This is a genomic window from Oceanospirillum beijerinckii DSM 7166, assembly GCF_000422425.1.
Taxonomy (GTDB): Bacteria; Pseudomonadota; Gammaproteobacteria; order Pseudomonadales; family Halomonadaceae; genus Oceanospirillum; species Oceanospirillum beijerinckii.
The window spans coordinates 194,048-214,604 of record NZ_KE383829.1 but is presented as its reverse complement, the minus strand read 5'-3'; the positions used below and the strand labels follow the sequence as shown (position 1 = coordinate 214,604).

General features: G+C 49.7%; 13 protein-coding genes. 2 read left to right on the top strand and 11 right to left on the bottom strand.

Annotated features, from left to right (window positions below; translation table 11 throughout):
* The first annotated feature begins 24 nt into the window (after positions 1-24).
* Positions 25-735, top strand: coding sequence for an RNA methyltransferase (locus H579_RS0120865; RefSeq protein WP_028302268.1), 711 nt, complete (start codon positions 25-27; stop codon positions 733-735).
* Between the two features lie 139 nt (positions 736-874).
* Here H579_RS0120865 and H579_RS0120860 read toward each other — a convergent pair whose 3' ends face one another.
* The 11 genes from H579_RS0120860 to H579_RS0120810 all read right to left on the bottom strand — a co-directional run bounded on the left by H579_RS0120860 (position 875) and on the right by H579_RS0120810 (position 19,217).
* Positions 875-2,518 carry a methyl-accepting chemotaxis protein gene (locus H579_RS0120860; protein WP_028302267.1) on the bottom strand — a complete coding sequence of 548 codons (1,644 nt, stop codon included), beginning with the start codon at positions 2,516-2,518 and terminating at the stop codon, positions 875-877.
* 84 nt (positions 2,519-2,602) lie between these two features.
* Positions 2,603-2,848, bottom strand: a complete 246-nt coding sequence (locus tag H579_RS0120855; protein ID WP_169449728.1) for a hypothetical protein — start codon at positions 2,846-2,848, stop codon at positions 2,603-2,605.
* 32 nt (positions 2,849-2,880) lie between these two features.
* Positions 2,881-4,947, bottom strand: coding sequence for an NHL repeat-containing protein (locus H579_RS0120850; protein WP_028302265.1), 2,067 nt, complete (start codon positions 4,945-4,947; stop codon positions 2,881-2,883).
* Positions 4,948-5,323: 376 nt separating this feature from the next.
* Positions 5,324-7,003 (bottom strand): 30S ribosomal protein S1, encoded by a 1,680-nt coding sequence (gene rpsA / locus H579_RS0120845; RefSeq protein WP_028302264.1) that lies wholly within the window; start codon positions 7,001-7,003, stop codon positions 5,324-5,326.
* Between the two features lie 231 nt (positions 7,004-7,234).
* A complete protein-coding gene (gene cmk / locus H579_RS0120840; protein WP_281167080.1) occupies positions 7,235-7,912 on the bottom strand; it encodes a (d)CMP kinase in 678 nt (225 codons plus the stop codon).
* Positions 7,913-8,159: 247 nt separating this feature from the next.
* The gene (locus H579_RS0120835; RefSeq protein ID WP_028302262.1) at positions 8,160-10,367 is read right to left on the bottom strand and encodes a bifunctional prephenate dehydrogenase/3-phosphoshikimate 1-carboxyvinyltransferase; all 2,208 of its coding nucleotides are present in this window, start codon (positions 10,365-10,367) and stop codon (positions 8,160-8,162) included.
* Positions 10,368-10,437: 70 nt separating this feature from the next.
* Positions 10,438-11,559 (bottom strand): histidinol-phosphate transaminase, encoded by a 1,122-nt coding sequence (gene hisC / locus H579_RS0120830; RefSeq protein WP_028302261.1) that lies wholly within the window; start codon positions 11,557-11,559, stop codon positions 10,438-10,440.
* A 182-nt stretch (positions 11,560-11,741) separates the two neighbouring features.
* Positions 11,742-12,833, bottom strand: a complete 1,092-nt coding sequence (gene pheA, locus H579_RS0120825) for a prephenate dehydratase (protein ID WP_028302260.1) — start codon at positions 12,831-12,833, stop codon at positions 11,742-11,744.
* Between the two features lie 5 nt (positions 12,834-12,838).
* Positions 12,839-13,924 (bottom strand): 3-phosphoserine/phosphohydroxythreonine transaminase, encoded by a 1,086-nt coding sequence (gene serC, locus H579_RS0120820; RefSeq protein WP_028302259.1) that lies wholly within the window; start codon positions 13,922-13,924, stop codon positions 12,839-12,841.
* 156 nt (positions 13,925-14,080) lie between these two features.
* Positions 14,081-16,894 (bottom strand): DNA gyrase subunit A, encoded by a 2,814-nt coding sequence (gene gyrA, locus H579_RS0120815; RefSeq protein WP_028302258.1) that lies wholly within the window; start codon positions 16,892-16,894, stop codon positions 14,081-14,083.
* A 340-nt stretch (positions 16,895-17,234) separates the two neighbouring features.
* Positions 17,235-19,217, bottom strand: coding sequence for a methyl-accepting chemotaxis protein (locus H579_RS0120810; RefSeq protein WP_028302257.1), 1,983 nt, complete (start codon positions 19,215-19,217; stop codon positions 17,235-17,237).
* Positions 19,218-19,599: 382 nt separating this feature from the next.
* Between H579_RS0120810 and rdgC the strand changes: the two genes are divergently transcribed.
* Positions 19,600-20,514 (top strand): recombination-associated protein RdgC, encoded by a 915-nt coding sequence (rdgC, locus tag H579_RS0120805; protein ID WP_028302256.1) that lies wholly within the window; start codon positions 19,600-19,602, stop codon positions 20,512-20,514.
* The last annotated feature ends 43 nt before the right edge of the window (positions 20,515-20,557 follow it).

The following is a 20,557-nucleotide window of genomic DNA, read 5'->3' as shown; positions in this document are numbered from 1 at the left end:
AGAGAAGCGTCCTGATAGCCCACTATGCTTAACCGAGTCCGCATCGTTTTAGTCAACACCTACCATCCCGGCAATATCGGCTCTGCTGCCAGAGCGATGAAAGTGATGGGTATGGAGCGCCTTTACCTGGTCAATCCAACTGAATTCCCTCACGAAGAAGCCTCAACCATGGCAGCCGGTGCAGAAGATATTCTTGCTAATGCCGTAGTAACGTCGTCATTGGAAGAAGCGGTAGCGGATTGTACCTATGTGGTTGCTACCAGTGCGCGCCCTCGCTCCCATCAGGTACCTGCGATGACACCGCCACAGTGTGCTAACTTTATCGCGGAGCAACCAGAACAGGACGAGATCGCCATTGTCTTTGGTCGCGAGCGCAGTGGTTTAACGGCCGAGGAATACCATCGCTGCAATCGCCATGTATTTATTCCGGCTAATCCAGATTATGCCATCCTGAATATGGCTTCGGCGGTACAGATTATTACCTATGAGCTCTACCAAAAGAGCCTGACAGAGTTTAATCCGGTGCCAGGACAATCTGAGTGGCCAAACAACGAAGAGATGGGCTTCTTTTTTGATCGCATGGAAAAAGCACTGGAGAATGCGGATTACTTTAAGGGCAAACCCCAGGATATTACTTTTGGTAAGTTAAGGGCCTATTTCCAGCGCAATCTGCCGGAGAAGTTTGAGCTTAGCCTGTTACACGGTCTTGTTAAGCGCTTAAAAGGTAATCCGTAGCTCTTTTTTGGGCTGGAGGCTGGAGGCTGGAGGCTGGAGGCTGGAGGCTGGAATAGCCTACTCTAAGAAAAGATCAGAAAAAAGGAGAAGCATCGGCTTCTCCTTTTTTATTGGCTCAATCAGCTAGCTCATATTTGGCTTAACCAATCTTAAAGCGCTCAATCATCTTGATCATATCACCGGATAGGTCCTGCAGATCCTGACTGGCCGCAGCCATCTGAGCAGACTCCGCCGCGACACCCGCAGTCAAATCACGCATGCTCATCACATTGTTATTGATACTGTTTACGGTGGTACTCTGCTCCTCGGAAGCAGCCGCGATCTGTTGATTCATACGTTGAATCGCCTGCACTTCTTCGGTGATATTGCTTAGGGCTTCACCGGCAGAAGCGGAAGTATCCGCCGCACTATTCGCTTTCTGAGCACCTTGCCCCATAACACTGACGGCCTCTTCTGCAGCACCCTGCAGCTTCTCTACGATAGTCTGGATTTCAGTGGTAGATTCCTGGGTACGCTGCGACAGGGTACGTACCTCGTCCGCTACCACAGCAAAACCACGACCTGCCTCACCGGCACGGGCCGCTTCAATTGCCGCGTTGAGTGCCAGTAGGTTAGTTTGCTCGGCGATACCGCGAATCACTTCCAGTACGGTATCGACGTTACGACTATCTTCCGCCAGACGGGAGATCACTTCACCGGCCTGGTTAATATCACGGGATAACATCTGAGCTTCGGTGATATTTCGTTTAATGATCTGCTGGCTTTGTTCAGACTCTTTAGCCGCCTGAACGGTCGATTCAGTCGCCTGAACCGTTTGACTGGTCACTTCATCAACGCTGGCCATTACCTGCAACATGGCACTGGCCAGCTGTTCCGCATCCTGCTTCTGCTGATGCAGGCTATCATCTACTGCAGCAGTAGAAGCAGCCATCTGTGAAGAAGAACTGGCCAGACGGTGGGCGGACTCACTGACGCCACGCATAATATCCTGAATAGAGGAAACAAACTGATTGAAGTAACGGGCCAGACTAACCAGCTCGATACTACCCTCTTCTTTCAGACGCTGCGTCAGATCACCTTGCCCCATGGATAGGTCTTTCATCGCTTGTACAGTCTTATTAATAGGCCCTGTGATACTGCGAATAAAGAACAGCATCAATACACACAACACAGCCAAAATAATTGCCCCATGAGTCATAGATAAGGCTTCGGAACGGCGTACATCAGCCTGTAAAGCATCCATATTCAGGCCTGTACCTAACACCCACTGCCAAGGCCCAAACTCTTCTGCGTAGCTGGTCTTAGGGTCCAGCTGCTCTTTGTTTTTGCTGTTAGGCCACTGGTAATCCACAAAGCCACCTCCTGCACGGGCCTCGCGGTATAGCTCTTGTACAAAAGGCTTACCCATAGGGTCTTTCAGCCCCATAATATTTTTTCCGATTAACGCTTTTACGCCACTGGCCAACTGCACGCCATCTTTATCACCGATAAAGATGTAGTTAAATTTTCCGGTGTCAAAACGCATGGCGGATACTGCGGCTAACGCCTGCTTTTGTGCTTCCGCTTCGCTCAATATACCTTGTTGACTCTGTTGATAATAATGCTCAACAATGCCCTGAGCACTTTGCACCAGCAGTACTACTCCTTTCTCATAACTCTCTCTCAGGTGGTCACGGGTTTTGGCCGCATCCAGCAAGGTATTGGTCACCAGGCCCAATGCAAATAAACCTAAAATCATCCATACCCGTGCAGCAATGGATATTTTTGAAAAACCGGTTGCCATATTGAATTCTCATTTAACGTCAACCTAAGCCAGTACGGCAGCGCTACTACGGTGCATCCACTGGCCTGATATAGAAAACAACCTCTAGCCCAGAGGGCCGGTGATACGCTGCTTGGCTAAAATAGCCTTATGCTGTTCATGCACTTGTTTCAGACGCTGAGTGACATCTTCTTTCTGCCCTTCAGCAGCACTCTCAACCTCAGCAATCAGCTCTTGCACTTCATGTAACAAAACTTGCGATTCGACATCCGACAATACTTCAGTTGGCTGCTGCTGAACGTTTTTTTTATGCTTCAAACGCTTGCTTGCCGCACGTTTAAATACACTCACCATAATTCACCTGCCTGCTTGATTTGTCTTGGTTAGGAGTAGTCAAAGTGATATACATTGACCCGGTTTAATGCACAATCCGGCAGATAAACCTTGCCCTCACGCACATGCAGCAGGTAAGGCATCCACAATTGACCTTTATTTTCATCAGCACCAAAACCAAAGAAACTATCGACAATCCTGCCATCGGTATCGAACACCTTAATGGCACGGTTCACCAGATCAGAAATAAAAAGATGGCCATTTTCATACTCGATACTGGTAGGCAGTAAGAAGTTGGCATTATCCACACCATAACCTTCCTGACCAAAGCTCCTGAGCCACTGTCCTTTACCATCAAATACCTGAATACGGTTGTTAAACTGGTCGGTAACGTAACACAGCCCCTGTTGATCCACCGCTACATCGGATGGTGTATGAAACTCACCGGGTAAGTCACCCAGCTCACCAAAAGTATCCACCAAACCAGCAATACCTCCGGCGGTTAAGCGCCAACGTGAAATGCGATTATTGCCTGAATCGGCAATCAAAATATCATTATTGGTAGGATCGATAGCGATGCCCTGGGGCTTATTCAGCTGCCAGGAAGCAGCCCCCTGCGAGCCAAAAACAGTATAAGGAATCAACTGACCTAACATAGGGCTGTATTGATAGACAGTCACAATGCTACTCAGAAAGTTACTGACAACCAGAAGAGGCACTGAATGATCCAGTTGACCCGGCAATGGCTCATCAGGTGTTAATGTCGCCACACCTAAAGAGCCCGGTAACATAGGAATACTGGCGGGGCGCAAGCTGTCTTCACCACTGTTTTCTGTCGCCTGCAGCTGATAATTACCCGCATCAACCATCCACAGCAGCTCATCAGGTTCTTTAAAACGCTCCCCCAGGAACATTCTCAGCCAGGTTTCCTGCCAACGCTGATACCATTCGGCCTGAAAGTTGATTCCCATACTGAGCCAGGAAGGTGCGCCGGATAACTGCATGGCCCTAATAATCTGCTCCTGCATCTCCTGCTGCTGATCCAGCATTTGCTCCAGATAATGAGTGCCTTTACAGCTACTTTGCACCGGATTACCGGGCGCAATATCACCCGTGACCGAAGTGACAAAATGCAGCTGCCCCGGATTATCCCTTTCATCACCCACAAAAGTCAGTACTTCGGTGGGGCGCGCATTATTGCGCTGTACGGATTTCAGGTTAATCTTATGTAACTGCAGATTAGCCAGGATAGGCTCGGTGATCAGCAGCTTGTGCAGATCGGGGTGATCTGTAATTTGAATCGGGGCAAAAAATCCTTCCAACTTCCCCTGCTTACGACCATTCATGGCGTAAACCGAGATTGCGTTAGCTTCACCACCCGGAATCAGAATTTTACCTTGCACGCAGGACACATCCCGGGCCAACTCCAAACCATCGATATAAGACTTTTTAGTCCCTGAGAATGGAACACCTCTGCCATCCCAGTCACAACGCACAACGGTGTTAAAGCCCGTATTTGCAATATATATATTACCCATTGAGTCCAGACTCAAGCCCTGGGGCCACAGCAGATGCAAAGGGTCTTCACTGCGACTACAGTCGATCTGATGAATACTTTTAACGAACCGCCCTTCATCGGTGAAAATCACCAGTCGACTCTGCCCGTCTTCACCTTCATAAAACTCATCAGCGACACATAACTTGTTTTGATAATAAACAATACCGTTTGGACCTTTCAGATCCACTTCCGGCTCATTACCAAAACAGGTGACGTGTGAAATATTCAGTGCTTCATCGTATTCCAGAATATGTACGCGATAATTACCGATATCCGTGACATAGATCCAGTTCTTCTGTGGATGAGCCAGCAAGCGGAATGGCATATTAAACTGATCCGGGCCGGAGCCAGTTGAACCATATGCACCTAAAATATGATCCAGATCCTGATCAAAAATCACCAGACGATTATGGGCCGTATCCGCTAACCAAATCCGCTTATAGCGATCAACACAGCTGCCTACTGGTGTGTTAAGTGAGATATTACCCGCACTACGAGCGGGTAACTCCGGCAACTCATCAACTGTTCTACCGATAAATGATTGAAAAGAAATTCCCATATGCCAATCCTTGTATCCTTATGGCTCATATAACTTGATATCGGATGATTCTTTAAGCTTTGCACCGCAACAACACAGCAATGTAGCAGCTAAAAGTTATCATTCAAGCACTTTTATTTTACGGCAATGTGTATTTCTTACACTATTCTGTCGCGAAACAGCCTTACGCGTACTTACATCAAGTACTTACTGCCCTGACAATATAATTCCAATCAAAAGAACAGAAAAACCTAATACAGAAAGAATATTATTAGAGAAACAGAACAATAGAATACTATTGCTAATAAATTCTTTTACTTTCCTAACGACAAAAAAAAGCCACCGTACAAGACGGTGGCTTTTCGATTCAGATTGAATCAGAGACTAAGAAGTAATCTTAGTTCTGTTCCATCTGCTGCTTGATCAGGTCACCAATAGTGGTTGGACCTGCAGCTTCAACTTCCTGTGAACGCACTTTAGCCAGAGCCGCTTTCTCGTCAGCAGCATCTTTCGCTTTCACAGACAGGCTGATTACGCGGTTCTTACGGTCAATGCTAACGATCTTAGCTTCAACTTCATCACCTTCGTTCAGCACGTTGCGTGCATCTTCAACCTTGTCGCGGCTGATTTCAGACGCTTTCAGGGTAGCAGTCACGTCGCCAGCCAGCTCGATAGTCGCTTCTTTAGCGTCTACAGCGATAACTTTACCAGTTACCAGAGTGCCTTTGTCGTTCTCAGCTACGTATTCCTGGAATGGATCGCTATCCAGCTGCTTGATACCCAGGGAGATACGCTCACGCTCTGGGTCGATAGACAGGATGATAGTTTCGATCTCGTCGCCTTTCTTGTACTTACGTACTGCTTCTTCGCCTGCTTCGTTCCAGGAGATGTCAGACAGGTGAACCAGACCGTCGATGCCGCCGTCCAGACCGATGAAGATACCGAAGTCAGTAATAGACTTGATAGAACCGGTAACTTTGTCGTTCTTGTTGAACTTGCCAGAGAACTCTTCCCATGGGTTTGGAGTGCACTGTTTGATACCCAGAGAAATACGACGACGCTCTTCGTCGATATCCAGTACCATAACTTCCACTTCGTCGCCCACTTGAACAACTTTAGATGGGTGGATGTTCTTGTTAGTCCAGTCCATTTCAGACACGTGTACCAGACCTTCAACACCTTCTTCCAGCTCTGCGAAGCAGCCGTAGTCAGTCAGGTTAGTTACACGAGCCTTAACTTTAGTACCTTCTGGGTAACGATTGATGATGTTCACCCATGGATCTTCACCCAGTTGCTTCAGACCCAGAGAAACACGGTTACGCTCACGGTCGAACTTCAGTACTTTAACCAGGATTTCGTCACCAACGTTTACGATCTCGCTTGGGTGCTTAATGCGCTTCCAAGCCATGTCAGTGATGTGCAGCAGGCCATCAACACCACCCAGATCAACGAATGCACCGTAGTCAGTCAGGTTCTTAACGATACCTTTAACTTCTTGACCTTCCTGCAGGTTAGCCAGCAGCTGCTCGCGCTCTGCAGAGTTTTCAGCTTCCAGAACCGAACGACGGGAAACAACAACGTTGTTACGCTTAGGATCCAGCTTGATTACGCGGAAGTCCAGCTCTTTACCTTCCAGGTGAGTGGTGTCACGTACAGGACGTACGTCAACCAGAGAACCAGGCAGGAACGCACGGATGTTATGTACGTCAACAGTGAAGCCACCTTTAACTTTACCGTTGATGATACCTTTAACAATTTCGTTCTCTTCGAAGGCTTTTTCCAGACCTTTCCAAGACTCAGCGCGTTTCGCTTTTTCACGAGACAGACGCGTCTCACCGAAACCGTCTTCAACAGCTTCCAGAGCTACTTGAACTTCGTCACCGATGCTCAGAGTAAACTCTTCACCTTCGTTAACAAACTGAGAGCGTGGGATAACGCCTTCAGATTTCAGGCCCGCGTGTACGGTTACCCAGTCACCATCGATATCAACTACAGTTGCAGCTACGATCGAACCTGGCTCCATGTTAACTTCTTGAAGGCTCTGTTCGAACAGTTCAGCAAAGCTTAATTCGCTCATTATTTTTCCTGTGTAATCATCAGTTAGGGATAACAAAACCGGCATCACAAAAGTGTGCACGATGGCTTTGCTTCTCCGCAGTCTCCGTATCACCAGTAAATACGGGCTTCATTCAAAATATGTACCGGGCAGCGTTAACACTGGTTCAGACAAGGATCGTTTATCAGATTAAGGACGATCATTCCCTATGACGCTCAGCCCGACACAGTACCGAAAAAAGAAAAAACACCATCAGACCAGAGAGCGTTCTCTAGCCAAATCGATGATGTGGTTTACCACTTCCGGGATCGACATATCGGTAGTATCCAGCGTGATTCCATCGTCTGCCGGCTTTAAAGGCGCCACAGCACGGTTCATATCACGCTCGTCGCGAGTTTGTATCTCGCTTAAAATGGCTTGGAATTTAACATCAATGCCTTTATCTTGCAACTGTTTTACTCTTCGATTAGCCCGTTCTTCGGCGCTGGCTGTCAGGTAGATCTTCAGCGGTGCTTCGGTAAATACCACAGTACCCATATCACGACCATCAGCGACCACACCCGGTGCCTGCTTAAAATCTCTCTGACGTTGCAACAGGGCATCACGTACAGCATTCAGAGCCGCCACTTTAGAAGCATTATTACCACAGCTTTCGGTACGAATTTCTTTGGAAACTTCTTCACCTTCCAACATAACACGTACCGGCTCATTCTCTTCGCCAGGCAGAAACGCCACATCCAGCTGACGCGCCACATCCGCTAATGCCGCTTCATCATCAAACGCCACGCCATGACGCTCAGCCGCCAATGCGGTCAGTCGATACAGGGCACCGCTATCCAGCAGATGCCAGCCCAAACGACCGGCAATAATTTGACTGATTGTTCCCTTACCGGCACCACCCGGCCCATCCAGTGTAATAACAGGAATCACAATAAAATCTCATCCAAGACAGAGCAAAACAAAAGTCTGTCGATATTTTTACAAGGCATCAAAACATGATGTCACATGTTCGGAAAACTTTTGTTTTGCTGCTTATTTTATAGTTTGAAGATTAGCGCCGATTAGGAAAAAGCCTTTGCCCACTATTTGGACAAAGGCTTTTATTGAATCTAATGCACTGCAATGAAACCGTTTCTTGGCAGTTTAACAGCCAAAACCTAGTCCCACTGTATAGAGGTTACTCTTCTTCCACACTCAGGCTGAAGCCCGCACCATTGGCCAGTTCAACAAAGCCTGGGAAAGAAGTCGCGACATTGGCGCAATCTTCGATAAAGATTTCGCCCTCGGCGCGCAGGGAAGCCACGGCAAAAGACATAGCGATACGGTGATCATCACGGCTATGCACAGAACCACCTTTGATGACGCCACCGACAATATCAATACCGTCTTCCACTACAGTGCAATCCACACCTAACGCCAGCAGACCATCGGCCATCACCTGGATACGGTCACTCTCTTTAACACGCAGCTCTTCTGCACCACGCAGACGGGTCGTGCCTTCAGCACAAGCAGCTGCCACAAACAGTACAGGGAATTCATCAATGGCCAGAGGCACCTGATCCAGAGGAATATCGATCCCCTTCAGCTGAGCAGAACGCACACGAATATCCGCAACCGGCTCACCACCCACTTCCGCTTCGTTTTCCAGCGTGATATCCGCACCCATCAGCTTCAGGATATTGATCACCCCTACGCGGGTCGGATTCAGGCCTACATGCTCAATTACAATCTCGGAATCCGGTGCGATAGAACCCGCCACCATAAAGAAGGCAGCAGAAGAGATATCCGACGGTACATCAATATCACTCGCTGTCAGCTTACCACCACCTTGCAAAGAAGCCTTGGCACCATCACGAGCCACAGGATAACCAAAGCCAGTCAACATACGCTCGGTATGATCACGGGTAGGAGCCGGTTCAGTGGTCTGAGTTACGCCGTCGGCATACAGGCCCGCCAGCAACACACAGGATTTCACCTGAGCACTGGCCATAGGCATCACATAGTCGATCCCCTTCAGCGGCTGACCGCCCTTGATCAGCATCGGCGGGCGACCGCCTTCAGCGGTTTCAACCACAGCCCCCATATCACGCAGCGGCTTAGCAACACGCTCCATAGGACGCTTGGTCAGAGAGGCATCACCGGTCAGCTCAACGTCAAAGTCCTGCCCCGCCATCAGACCTGCCAGCAGACGCATAGAAGTACCTGAGTTCCCCAGATACAGAGGACCAGCCGGTTTCTGTAAGCCGTGCAGACCAACACCATGCACCGTCACCTCACCCTGGTGCGGGCCTTCAATCACCACGCCCATATCGCGGAACGCCTGCAGCGTCGCCAGACTGTCCTCACCTTCCAGGAAGCCTTTAATATGAGTGGTACCTTCCGCCAGGGAGCCCAACATAATGGACCGATGAGAGATAGATTTATCACCCGGTACACGTAAACGACCAGAAAGAGCACCCGCCGGTGCCGCACGGTAATGAATTAATTTGTTTTCCATAGGGATATAAGCCGAGTTTTCCAGAATTCTTGAAAAATGTTCCCGCGCCGATTTGGCCCGGGTAAAGATGCGCAGCATGGCATCACTGTCTGATTGTTCGATCGCTGTTCTTAACGTTGCCAAACCCTCTTCAAACTGGGTCAGCGCATTAAGCACAGCATCTTTATTTGCCGTATAGATATCCCGCCACATAACGGGATCGCTGGCAGCAATACGGGTAAAGTCACGGAAACCACCCGCCGCATAACGGAAGATCTCCAGACTCTCATCCTGACGGGCCAGAGTATCCACCAGAGAAAACGCCAGCATATGGGGCAAGTGACTGGTCGCCGCCAACACTTCATCGTGGCGCGGAATATCCATACTCAGCACGTCTGCACCACATGCCTGCCACATCTGGGCAATGCAGCGCACCGCAGGGTCTGGGTTGTTGGCCGCTGGCGTAATAATCACCTTGTGATGCTGATACAAATCCACCAAGGCAGCGGCAACACCGCTTTTCTCGGAACCGGCAATCGGGTGACCCAGAACAAAGTTATCCGGCAGAGAGCCCCAAACCCGCTCAGCACCCGCCAGCACAGAGCCTTTACTGCTACCCACATCTGTGATCAGGGTATCGGGGCGCAGCAGAGGTTTAATCTGCTGCATCACAGATTCCATAGCGATCACAGGCACCGAGATCACGATCAGATCCGCCTGAGCGATCCAGTCCTCTGCCCAGGTTGAGCCCTGATCAATCATACCGATCTTAATCGCCAGATCGACCTCTTCCTGATCCCGGTCACAACCGATAATGGTACCGCCCAAACCCGCTTTTTTCAGCGCCAGAGCCAGGGAGCCACCAATGAGACCCAGACCGATAATCAGTGTGGTTTTAATAGCGGTAATTTCCTGACCACTAAAGTCACTTTCTACCGATAAAGACGGCTTGTCAGATTCACGCGCTTGATTAGAAAAATTACTGTTGCTCACCCGCTAACGCCCCCAGCACTTTTTCCAGCGCCTGAATAAATCGACGGTTTTCTTCCATCGTGCCAATGGAAACCCTTAGATGGTTGGGCATTTGATAAGGCGCTACTGGACGTACGATGACACCTTCATTCAGCAGAGCCTTATCGACAGGTGCCGCTGGCTGACCGACATCAACGGAGATAAAGTTACCCACCGATGGTATAAATTCCAGCCCCAGGCGCGCAAACTCAGTTTCCAGATAGCTCATACCTTCGGCATTCACTTCAACACTCTGTTGCAGGTAAGCCTCATCATTCAGTGCCGCAATCGCCGCTTCCTGGGCTGCAATATTGGCATTAAACGGCTGACGGATACGGTTCAGAATATCCGCCACCTGCGGGTTACTGACGCTATAACCGATACGCAGCCCCGCCAGGCCATAGGCCTTGGAGAAGGTACGGGTCACTACCAGGCTTGGATAGTCCTTCAGCAGTGTGATACCGTCCGGGAACTCATCCTCGACCACATACTCTGTATAAGCCTCATCCAGCACCACAATAATACGCTCAGGTACTTTATCCAGGAAAGCACGCAGCTCAGTTTCGGTCAGCCAGGTACCCGTTGGGTTATTCGGATTAGCAACAAAGATTACTCGGGTTTTATCGGTAATCGCTTCCGCCATCGCCTGCAGATCATGCCCCCAGTTCTTTGCCGGTACCGCAATATGCTGAGCACCTATAGCCTGAGTCACAATCGGATACACCGCAAAGGCATGCTGAGAGTACATGGAAGCACTATGCGCGGTCAGATAGGAGCGGGCAATCATCTCCAGTACATCGTTAGAACCGTTGCCCAACGTGATCTGATCCGTACCCACACCCAGTTTTTCGGCCAGAGCCGCTTTTAGACGAAAACCATTGCCATCGGGATATCGGGTCAGCTCAGTCAATACCGTATGAATCGCCGCTAATGCCTTTGGGCTTGGGCCCAGTGGGTTCTCATTGCTGGCCAGCTTTACGATATCGCTAATACCCAGCTCACGCTCCAGCTCTTCAACCGGCTTCCCTGGCTGATAAGGCTGCAGACCCTGAACACCTTTGTTGGCCAATTCAATGTAGTCACACGCCATAATGATTTCCGCCTTCTAATAATCTTATTTCAATGAGCCGTTATATTACGGCCTTACTATCTGTTAGCTCTCGTGGATAAAGCACTATACCTGCAAAGCCAGTGCTTGCGTCAACACAGCAAAACGGGAGGCTCTGCCTCCCGTTTTGTTGCTGTTATGAGCGTACCGCTAAACGGGAGTGATTACAGCACACCCTTTGGATAAGAACCCAGGATCTTAATATCAGAAACCCGTTGCCCAACCTCTTCCAGCGCCAGCTTCACACGGGCATCATCGGCATGACCGGCAAAGTCGATAAAGAAAACATAGTTCCACGCACCCACTTTTGATGGTCGTGTTTCTACGCGGGTCAGATCGATACCATGACGATGGAACGGCTCCAGCAAGTCATGCAGTGCGCCCGGTTGGTTACGGGTTGCTGCCATGATAGAGGTTTTATCCTCACCGCTACCCGGTACTTCCTGCGTACCAATAATCAGGAAACGGGTGGAGTTATCCGGCTGATCTTCGATCTTCTCAGCGATCTTTTCCAAGCCGTATTTTTTCGCAGCCATATCACCGGCAATCGCTGCCGAGTGCCATTCACTTTTCACCAGGCGGGCCGCTTCCGCATTACTGCTGACCGGAATACGCTCTGCAGTCGGGTAGTGCTGATCCAGCCACTTACGGCATTGAGCCAGTGATGATGGATGGGAGTAGATACGGGAGATCTTATCCTTACGGGTATTCTCACCCACCAGCAGATCCTGATGGATACGCAATACCACTTCACCGGAAATCTGCAGGGAAGAGTCAATAAAGCTATCCAGCGTATGACTGATCACGCCCTCAGTAGAGTTCTCAACCGGCACCACGCCGTAAGCCACGGCACCTGCTTCCACTTCACGGAAGACATCATCAATGGCCGCCATTGGTCTGGTCACTGCGGAGTTACCAAAGTGCTTCAGAGCCGCTTCCTGGGTAAAGGTCCCCTCAGGGCCCAGGAAGGCCACTTTAACCGGCTCTTCCAGTGCCAGACAGGCCGACATAATCTCACGGAACAAACGAGCCATCTCTTCATCAGGCAGGGGGCCGTCGTTACGTTCCATGACGCGACGCAGTACCTGGGCTTCTCGCTCAGGACGGTAGAACTGGATATCCCCGTTACCGGAGGCTTGTTTGACTTCCGCTACCTTTTGCGCGCACTGGGCACGTTGATTGATCAACTTTTGAATAGTCTGATCGATCTCATCAATCTGGTCTCTCAGGACCGCTAACTGTTCTGCTTCAGACATCTCTGTTACCCGTGACGTTGTTCAAAGTCAGCCATAAAGGCGATTAAGGCATCCACTGCTTGTTCAGGTACAGCGTTGTAGATACTGGCGCGCATGCCACCGACAGAGCGGTGACCGGCCAGATTCAGTAAACCGTTTTGCTCCGCTTCCTGCAGGAAGACCTTATCCAGCGCCGCATCGGCCAGGGTAAAAGGCACATTCATCTGTGAGCGATTCGCCACAGCAATAGGATTGCCATAGAAGCTGCTGTTATCAATCGCCGAGTAAAGCTTGTTCGCCTTACGGGTATTAATCTCAGCCATCTTCTCCAAGCCACCCACTTCATTTTTCAGCCAGTCAAATACCAGACCGGACAGATACCAGGCATAGGTCGGTGGCGTGTTGTACATGGAGTCATTATCCGCCGCGATGCGATAGTTCATCATGGAAGGGGTGATTTCCATCGCCTGATCCAGCAGATCATCACGGATAATCACCAGCGTCAGACCGGCAGGGCCGATATTTTTCTGAGCACCGGCGTAGATCACACCGTAATCACCGACGTTCAACGGCGCTGCCAGAATATCCGATGACATATCACATACCAGCGGCACATCACCCGCTTCAGGCAGATAATCAAACTGCAGACCACCAATGGTTTCATTGCTGGTAAAGTGCAGATAAGACGCATCGTCGGACAATACAATTTCATTCTGTGCAGGTACTGAGGTAAAGCTGTTACCTTCGGTGTCGGCAGCCAGATGAATAGGGTTATAACGCTTGGCTTCAGCAATCGCTTTTTTCGACCAGACACCTGTTTTCACATAGTTGCCTGTACCACCTTTACCCAGCAGATTCAGGGGCACCATCGCAAACTGACTGCTGGCACCGCCCTGCATAAAGAGCACCTTGTAGTTGTCAGGCACTTGCAACAGATCACGCAGATCCTGCTCTGCCTGCTCAGCAATCGCCACAAACGCTTCACTGCGGTGACTCATCTCCATCACGGATAAACCGCGACCCTGCCAATCCAGCATCTCTGCCTGAGCTTTTAGTAATACAGCTTCAGGTAAAGCTGCAGGTCCCGCGCAAAAATTGTATTTACGTGTCATCGATGTACTCACAAAAGAAGCACTGCTTCTTTATTGGTCCTCTGTTTCTCCGGCTGGAGTTCTCCAAGCCGGTTGCATAATCAATAAATAGCAAACAAAACAGGGGCCTAAGGCCCCTGTTTTTTATTATTTCCCAGGGTTTATTCTACCCTCGGATTATTCAGCCCCCTGTTCGGGTTCTGTACTGTCCGGCGTTTCATTTTGCGCCGGATTTTGTTCTGCGTCCACATTAGCCGGGGTATCACCCTCTGCAACCACATCACTGTCGTCTACTTCACCATCATCTTCCGGTTCATCTACACGTACTGCAGTCACCAGATGCTCACCCTCGGTCAGACGAATCAGGGTGACACCCTGGGTATTACGGCCAGAAACAGACACTTCCGCCACACGGGTACGCACCAGGGTGCCACCGTCGGTGATCAGCATCATTTCATCCTGAGACGCAACCTGAATAGCTGAAACCAACTGACCATTACGCTCACTGGTCTGCATGGCGATTACACCCTGACCACCACGGCCTTTCACCGGGAAAGCTTCCAGGCAGGTACGCTTACCGAAACCGTTTTCAGACGCGGTCAGAATATAGACCTGATCATCGATCGCTTCTGCACCTTCAATCGCTGCTACAGCAACGTTGTCAGAGTCAGTTTCACTGTCGTCATCCGCCACCACATTGGTTTGAGGGATAATCAGCGAGATCACTTCTGCGCCTTCCGGCAGTTTCATACCGCGCACACCACGGGCAGTACGTCCCATCGGACGGATATTCTCTTCGTCAAAGCGAATCATCTTACCAGCGCTGCTCAGTAGCATTACATGGTTCTCACCATTGGTTACTGCTGCACCAATCAGACGGTCCCCGTCTTCAATTTCCAGTGCAATCAGACCACTGCTACGGGGACGGGAGAACTGACTCAGGGAAGTCTTCTTCACCGTACCTTTGGCCGTTGCCATCAACACAAACGGCGCAGCGTTTTTCAGCGCAGCACTGTCTTTCACTTCTTCTGTGCCTTCGGCGTCATCAGCATCCGTATCAACCTTCTCATCCGGCTTAGGCATCGGCAGCAGGGCACTGATATGCTCACCTTCTTCCAATGGCAACAGGTTGACCATAGGACGACCACGGGAACCACGACCCGCCTGTGGCAATTCGTACACCTTCAGCCAGTAGACCTTGCCTCGGTTACTGAACAACAGAAGGGTATCGTGGGTTGATGCCACCAGCAGATGCTCGATCACATCTTCATCTTTCATGGCAGTGGCAGACTTACCACGGCCACCACGACGCTGGGCACGGTAATCGCTCAACGGCTGTGACTTGGCATAACCACTGCGGGAGATGGTCACCACCATATCCTCAACGTTGATCAGATCTTCCATGGTCAGATCCAGACGACTACTGATGATCTCGGTGCGACGCTCTTCGCCGTACTGTTCACGAATCGCCTGTAGCTCTTCACGAATCACTTGCAGCAGTTTTTCGGAGTCCGCCAGAATATTCGCCAGCTCCGCGATCTTAGCCAGGATCTCCTGGTACTCTTTCAGCAGCTTTTCGTGTTCCAGACCGGTCAGACGGTGAAGACGCAGTTCCAGAATCGCTTGAGCCTGAGCTGGAGACAGACGGTAAACGCCGTCGTTCAGGCCAAAACCTGCTTCCAGGTCATCCGGGCGACAGGAATCGGCACCGGCACGCTCCAGCATGGATACCACATTACCCGGCGTCCAGACACCCTCAATCAACTTCTCTTTCGCTTCAGCAGCAGAAGGCGACTGGCGGATCAGCTCAATCACAGGATCAATATTGGCCAGCGCAATAGCCAGACCTTCCAGGATATGGCCGCGCTCACGGGCTTTACGCAGTTCAAATACGGTTCTGCGCGTCACCACTTCACGACGGTGACGCAGGAAAGCTTCCAGCAGCTGCTTCAGGTTCAATACTTTCGGTTGGCCATTTTCCAGCGCAACAATATTGATACCAAATACACTTTCCAGCTGAGTCTGAGCGAACAGGTTATTGATCACCACCTCGCCGGACTCACCACGTTTCAGTTCAATAACCACACGCAAACCGTCCTTATCGGACTCATCGCGCAATTCAGAAATCCCTTCGATCTTCTTCTCTTTCACCAACTCAGCGATCTTTTCGATCACACGGGCTTTGTTCAGCTGATAAGGGATCTCGGTGATAATAATGGTTTCTTTGTTGGCCTTATCATCACGCTCAATATGGTGACGGGCACGCATATAGATGCGACCACGACCGGTACGATACGCCTGCAGGATACCCGCGCGACCATTAATAATACCGGCAGTTGGCAGATCAGGGCCGGGAATAAACTCCATCAGCTGATCAACGGTCAGGTCACCATCATCCAGCAGAGCCAGACAGCCATTGATGACTTCCGTCAGGTTATGAGGTGGAATATTCGTCGCCATACCGACCGCAATACCAGACGAGCCGTTTACCAGCAGGTTAGGTACACGGGTCGGCAACACTTCCGGGATCCGCTCTGTGCCGTCGTAGTTATCAACAAAATTAACGGTCTCTTTGTCCAGATCAGCCAGCATCTCGTGGGAGATACGGGCCATACGCACCTCGGTATAACGCATCGCTGCGGCGTTATCACCATCGATGGAACCAAAATTACCCTGGCCATCCACCAACATATGACGCATAGAAAACGGCTGGGCCATACGTACGATGGTATCGTACACCGCACTATCACCATGAGGGTGATATTTACCGATCACATCGCCGACAACACGGGCCGATTTTTTATATGGTTTATTCCAGTCATTACCCAGTTCATGCATGGCAAACAGTACACGGCGGTGTACAGGTTTCAGACCATCACGAACATCCGGCAGAGCACGTCCCACGATTACGCTCATGGCGTAATCCAGATAGGACTGCTTCAGCTCGTCTTCGATATTGACGGGCAGGATCTCTTTGGCAAATTCACCCATGAGTCACAGAATCCTTTTTCGGCAACACTGCGTTGCAACCCAGTGCGCAACACTCGTCTATAAAATTCACCCGATTATACTCTTATATGGCCCGTCACAGCAATTTAGCCTCACGCATCAATCAATTAGCGTGTTTCAGGCAAAAAAATCGCATTAAGAAGTCAGTGTAATGAAGAGCAAATGCCAAAAGATCCGCCTAATAGCAAAGTCATAAGGAAAAGCTTGGAAATAATCGAGCGGAGAATCAACACGGCAGAAACGCCTGCAACAAAAAAGCGCCGGAGCAACCGACGCTTTTAAAAACACATTATTAGAGATAACCAACAAAGATAAGCGCAGATCAGAACAACAACTCTTTTTTATCCCGTGATACACCCAACGCATTAGAGATCCACAACACTTTCTCATGCACTTCGGTCTGCACCGACAGAATCACATCTTCCGCCTGCTGGGCCTGCTGCTCCATCTCTTCCATAGATTGAATAAAGACGTCGACTTTGCCCACCTGATTACGGGCTACTTCTGCGCCTTGATGAGCAAAGTCAGCCGCTTTGGCCGAGTGCTCCTGAACGGTTTTGGACATATCCAGCAGATAGGTCGCCGCCTCTTTCTGTTCCTGTGCAGCATCCGAGATATCGGTCATATTGGTTTTCAGATCGGTAGACGCCGTTTTTAGCTGCTGCAGAATCGAACCAATCTTGGATACCGAACTTTGAGTTTCCATCGACAGATTACGCACCTCGTCAGCCACCACAGCAAAGCCTCGGCCATGCTCTCCGGCACGGGCCGACTCAATAGCGGCATTCAGTGCCAGCAAGTTAGTCTGCTCAGAGATGCCACTGATCACATCCAGAATACTGGTCACTTCATCTACCGCAACAACCAGCTCATCCAGAGACTTATGACCGTTCGTCAGGGTATCAATCGCTTGCTGACTGGCACGTTCAACATTACGTGCACTGGTCTGACTGCTCTCCATAAAGCTCGCCGTTTCGCGAGCGAAGCTTTCCACCTGACTGGAACTGGCATCCACATCCTTAGCCAAACGAGTCAGCTCATCGGTAAAGCCATGGGATTTGGAGATATAATCGCGAGTCTCATTGGCCGCTTTACTGATGGTATCAATATCTGACAGCACCACTTCAAGCGAGTCAGTAATCTGAGACAGCTGGGCATACTTCTCTTCTTTCTGCTTGCTCATAATCTCGATCAGGTGATTAAAGTTACGGGCGATCTGACCGGTTTCACTGTCAGCATTGCGCGCATCAATCTGCGTCATATTACCTTCGCTGACCAGCTTATCGATCGCTTCAGCCAGCTGTTTCAGCGAACGCACCACCACACGATTCAGGAACAGGTGCAGGATAAAGGCCACGACCACGATCAGCACGACATAACCGATAAAGATATTGGTCACCTGCGCCTCCAGCGCCGTCCGGTGCCGGATGACGTCAATCTGACCTGCTACAATGCTGCTTTCCAGATCGTCAATCAAACCATTCACGGCTTTACGACTGTTATTGCCGCTGGCGATATTGTTCAGGGTATTTTCCAACTCGCCTGGATAACGACGCACCAAACTCACCAAAGCTGAAGTGAGTTCATCGGCCTTATCGACCTTAGGCTTGACCTCCTCATCACTCCCCCAGCCCATCATAGCCTGCATATCGTCCACTTCTTCCTCAGCAAAAACACCCAGTTTTGGCAGCTGAGTCAAGGCTGATACTTTCTGTTCCAGATCACTGACCTGCTGCAGCAAAGAGTTACGATAACTGTCATTAGCGGTATCCATATATTGCTCACGCAGATATTTAATCTGCACCAGATCTAATGCCACCTCATGCAGCTGTTGCAGATATTGATAAGCCGCCTGGGGATTATTACTACGCCCCTCATTGGCATAATCACGAATAGTATCAAGACTATCTGCAATCTCTTTTTCAGCCTGTAACAGTAAACCTTTCTGGTTACCCGCCAGTTTTCCCGCACCACGGAATTTCCCAGTCAGACCATCCTGCAAAGCATCAAGAGGGCGTTTAATAGCCGTAGCCACATCGGTTGGTAACTGGGAAAGACTGTCAGAAGAAAGAATAGAAATTTTCTGTTCTGCGGAACTGAGTTCCAGTGCATTGCCGGTAGCCAGATAACTCTGAATAGTCCGCCGTAAATCAATAGACACCTCTTCCTTGAGCTGGCTATAAGCCTGTGTGGCGGAAAATGCGCTATTTAAGCGCTCCAATCCCCACAACAGAGTCGCAGCAAGAGAAACCGCAATCAACACCAGAACAACAGAGGTTGCGCGTGTGACCGTAGCAATTTTCATAGTTGAGTGAGCCTTTAAAATACCTACACAGCATGGAAACCGTGAGCGAAATAATTATTGATTTGCGGGGCACCTTGCCAAAGCAAAATGACACTTTCTTTTCATTAATATGACAAGAATGTTTCACCAACAACGAACTCGCCCCAAGAGCAGAATACTTCTACGGCACTCGATGTTTATCTTTTTGTTACTCTTTGTAAGCCCAGTAAAATAAAAGCACTTTACTGGATCACTCCGTTACTCTTCACTCAAAACACAGCTGACAAACAAACCTACAGAATGACTTTTATTTCAGAGCTTATTCACCAATTGCCGCTACAACTGGTCAGTCGGGATCCTTTGTTAGATAATATGCCACCCAATTGTTACGGATATTTGATGCATGTGGTTTAAAAACATTCAGGTGTTTAAATGCAGTTCACCTCTGGCACTGAACACTGAACAACTGCAGGAACAGCTTAACGAACATCGCTTTCAGCCTTGTAAGAGTATTGAAACCTATCGCCTGGGCTGGGTATTTCCTGCTGCCACGTCAGATCAACTGCTCCATGCCAGCAATAAAAAGATTCTGCTTTGCCTGCGTCGCCAGGAGAAAGTGATTCCAGCAGCCGTGGTCAATGAGATCCTGAAAGAACGGGTTGAAGAGCTGGAGCTGAAAGATCATCGCAAGGTAGGCCGTAAGGAAAAACTGAATATCAAAGAAGATATTCTGACCGAAATGACCCCTAAAGCCTTCGCCAAATCCAGCTATACCTGGGGTTATGTGGATCTGGCTAATCAATGGGTGATCGTTGATGCCGCCAGTAGCAAAAAAGCAGAAGAGTTTCTGGATCTGCTGCGTCAGACCATCGGCTCCCTACCCGTTATCCCTCTGAATACCGAAGTCACGCCGACGACACTGATGACCCATTGGCTAAACGATATCAGTAGTCGTCCGGCAGGCCTGGCACTGAACGGTCAATGCGAACTCAGATCCGATCTAGATGAAGGCAGTGTAATCCGTTGCAAGCAACAGGAGCTGGATGCGGAAGATGTCCTGGCTCACCTGCAAGCAGGCAAACAGGTCACCAAACTGGCTATCGATTGGCAGGAACGAGTGCAGTGTATTCTGAACGAAGATCTGAGCATCAAGCGCCTGCGTTTTGGTGATGATCTGTTGGAAGAAGCCCAGGACAGCTATGCCGACGAAGATCCGATGACCCGCCTGGATGCTGACTTCACCCTGATGACTTTGGAACTGCAACGCTTTCTACACGAACTGATTGAATGGCTCGGTGGTGAGCATCAAAGCCATTAATGTTCTTAAAAACCCATAGCCTTGAGCTAATACATAACCTTGA

Bases quoted from the DNA above. Each gene is read 5' to 3' on its own strand.
- H579_RS0120865 (WP_028302268.1), top strand. From the start codon at position 25: ATGCTTAACCGAGTCCGCATCGTTTTAGTCAACACCTACCATCCCGGC.
- H579_RS0120860 (WP_028302267.1), bottom strand. From the start codon at position 2,518: ATGGCAACCGGTTTTTCAAAAATATCCATTGCTGCACGGGTATGGATG.
- H579_RS0120850 (WP_028302265.1), bottom strand. From the start codon at position 4,947: ATGGGAATTTCTTTTCAATCATTTATCGGTAGAACAGTTGATGAGTTG.
- rpsA (WP_028302264.1), bottom strand. From the start codon at position 7,003: ATGAGCGAATTAAGCTTTGCTGAACTGTTCGAACAGAGCCTTCAAGAA.
- hisC (WP_028302261.1), bottom strand. From the start codon at position 11,559: ATGGCGTGTGACTACATTGAATTGGCCAACAAAGGTGTTCAGGGTCTG.
- pheA (WP_028302260.1), bottom strand. From the start codon at position 12,833: ATGTCTGAAGCAGAACAGTTAGCGGTCCTGAGAGACCAGATTGATGAG.
- serC (WP_028302259.1), bottom strand. From the start codon at position 13,924: ATGACACGTAAATACAATTTTTGCGCGGGACCTGCAGCTTTACCTGAA.
- gyrA (WP_028302258.1), bottom strand. From the start codon at position 16,894: ATGGGTGAATTTGCCAAAGAGATCCTGCCCGTCAATATCGAAGACGAG.
- H579_RS0120810 (WP_028302257.1), bottom strand. From the start codon at position 19,217: ATGAAAATTGCTACGGTCACACGCGCAACCTCTGTTGTTCTGGTGTTG.
- rdgC (WP_028302256.1), top strand. From the start codon at position 19,600: ATGTGGTTTAAAAACATTCAGGTGTTTAAATGCAGTTCACCTCTGGCA.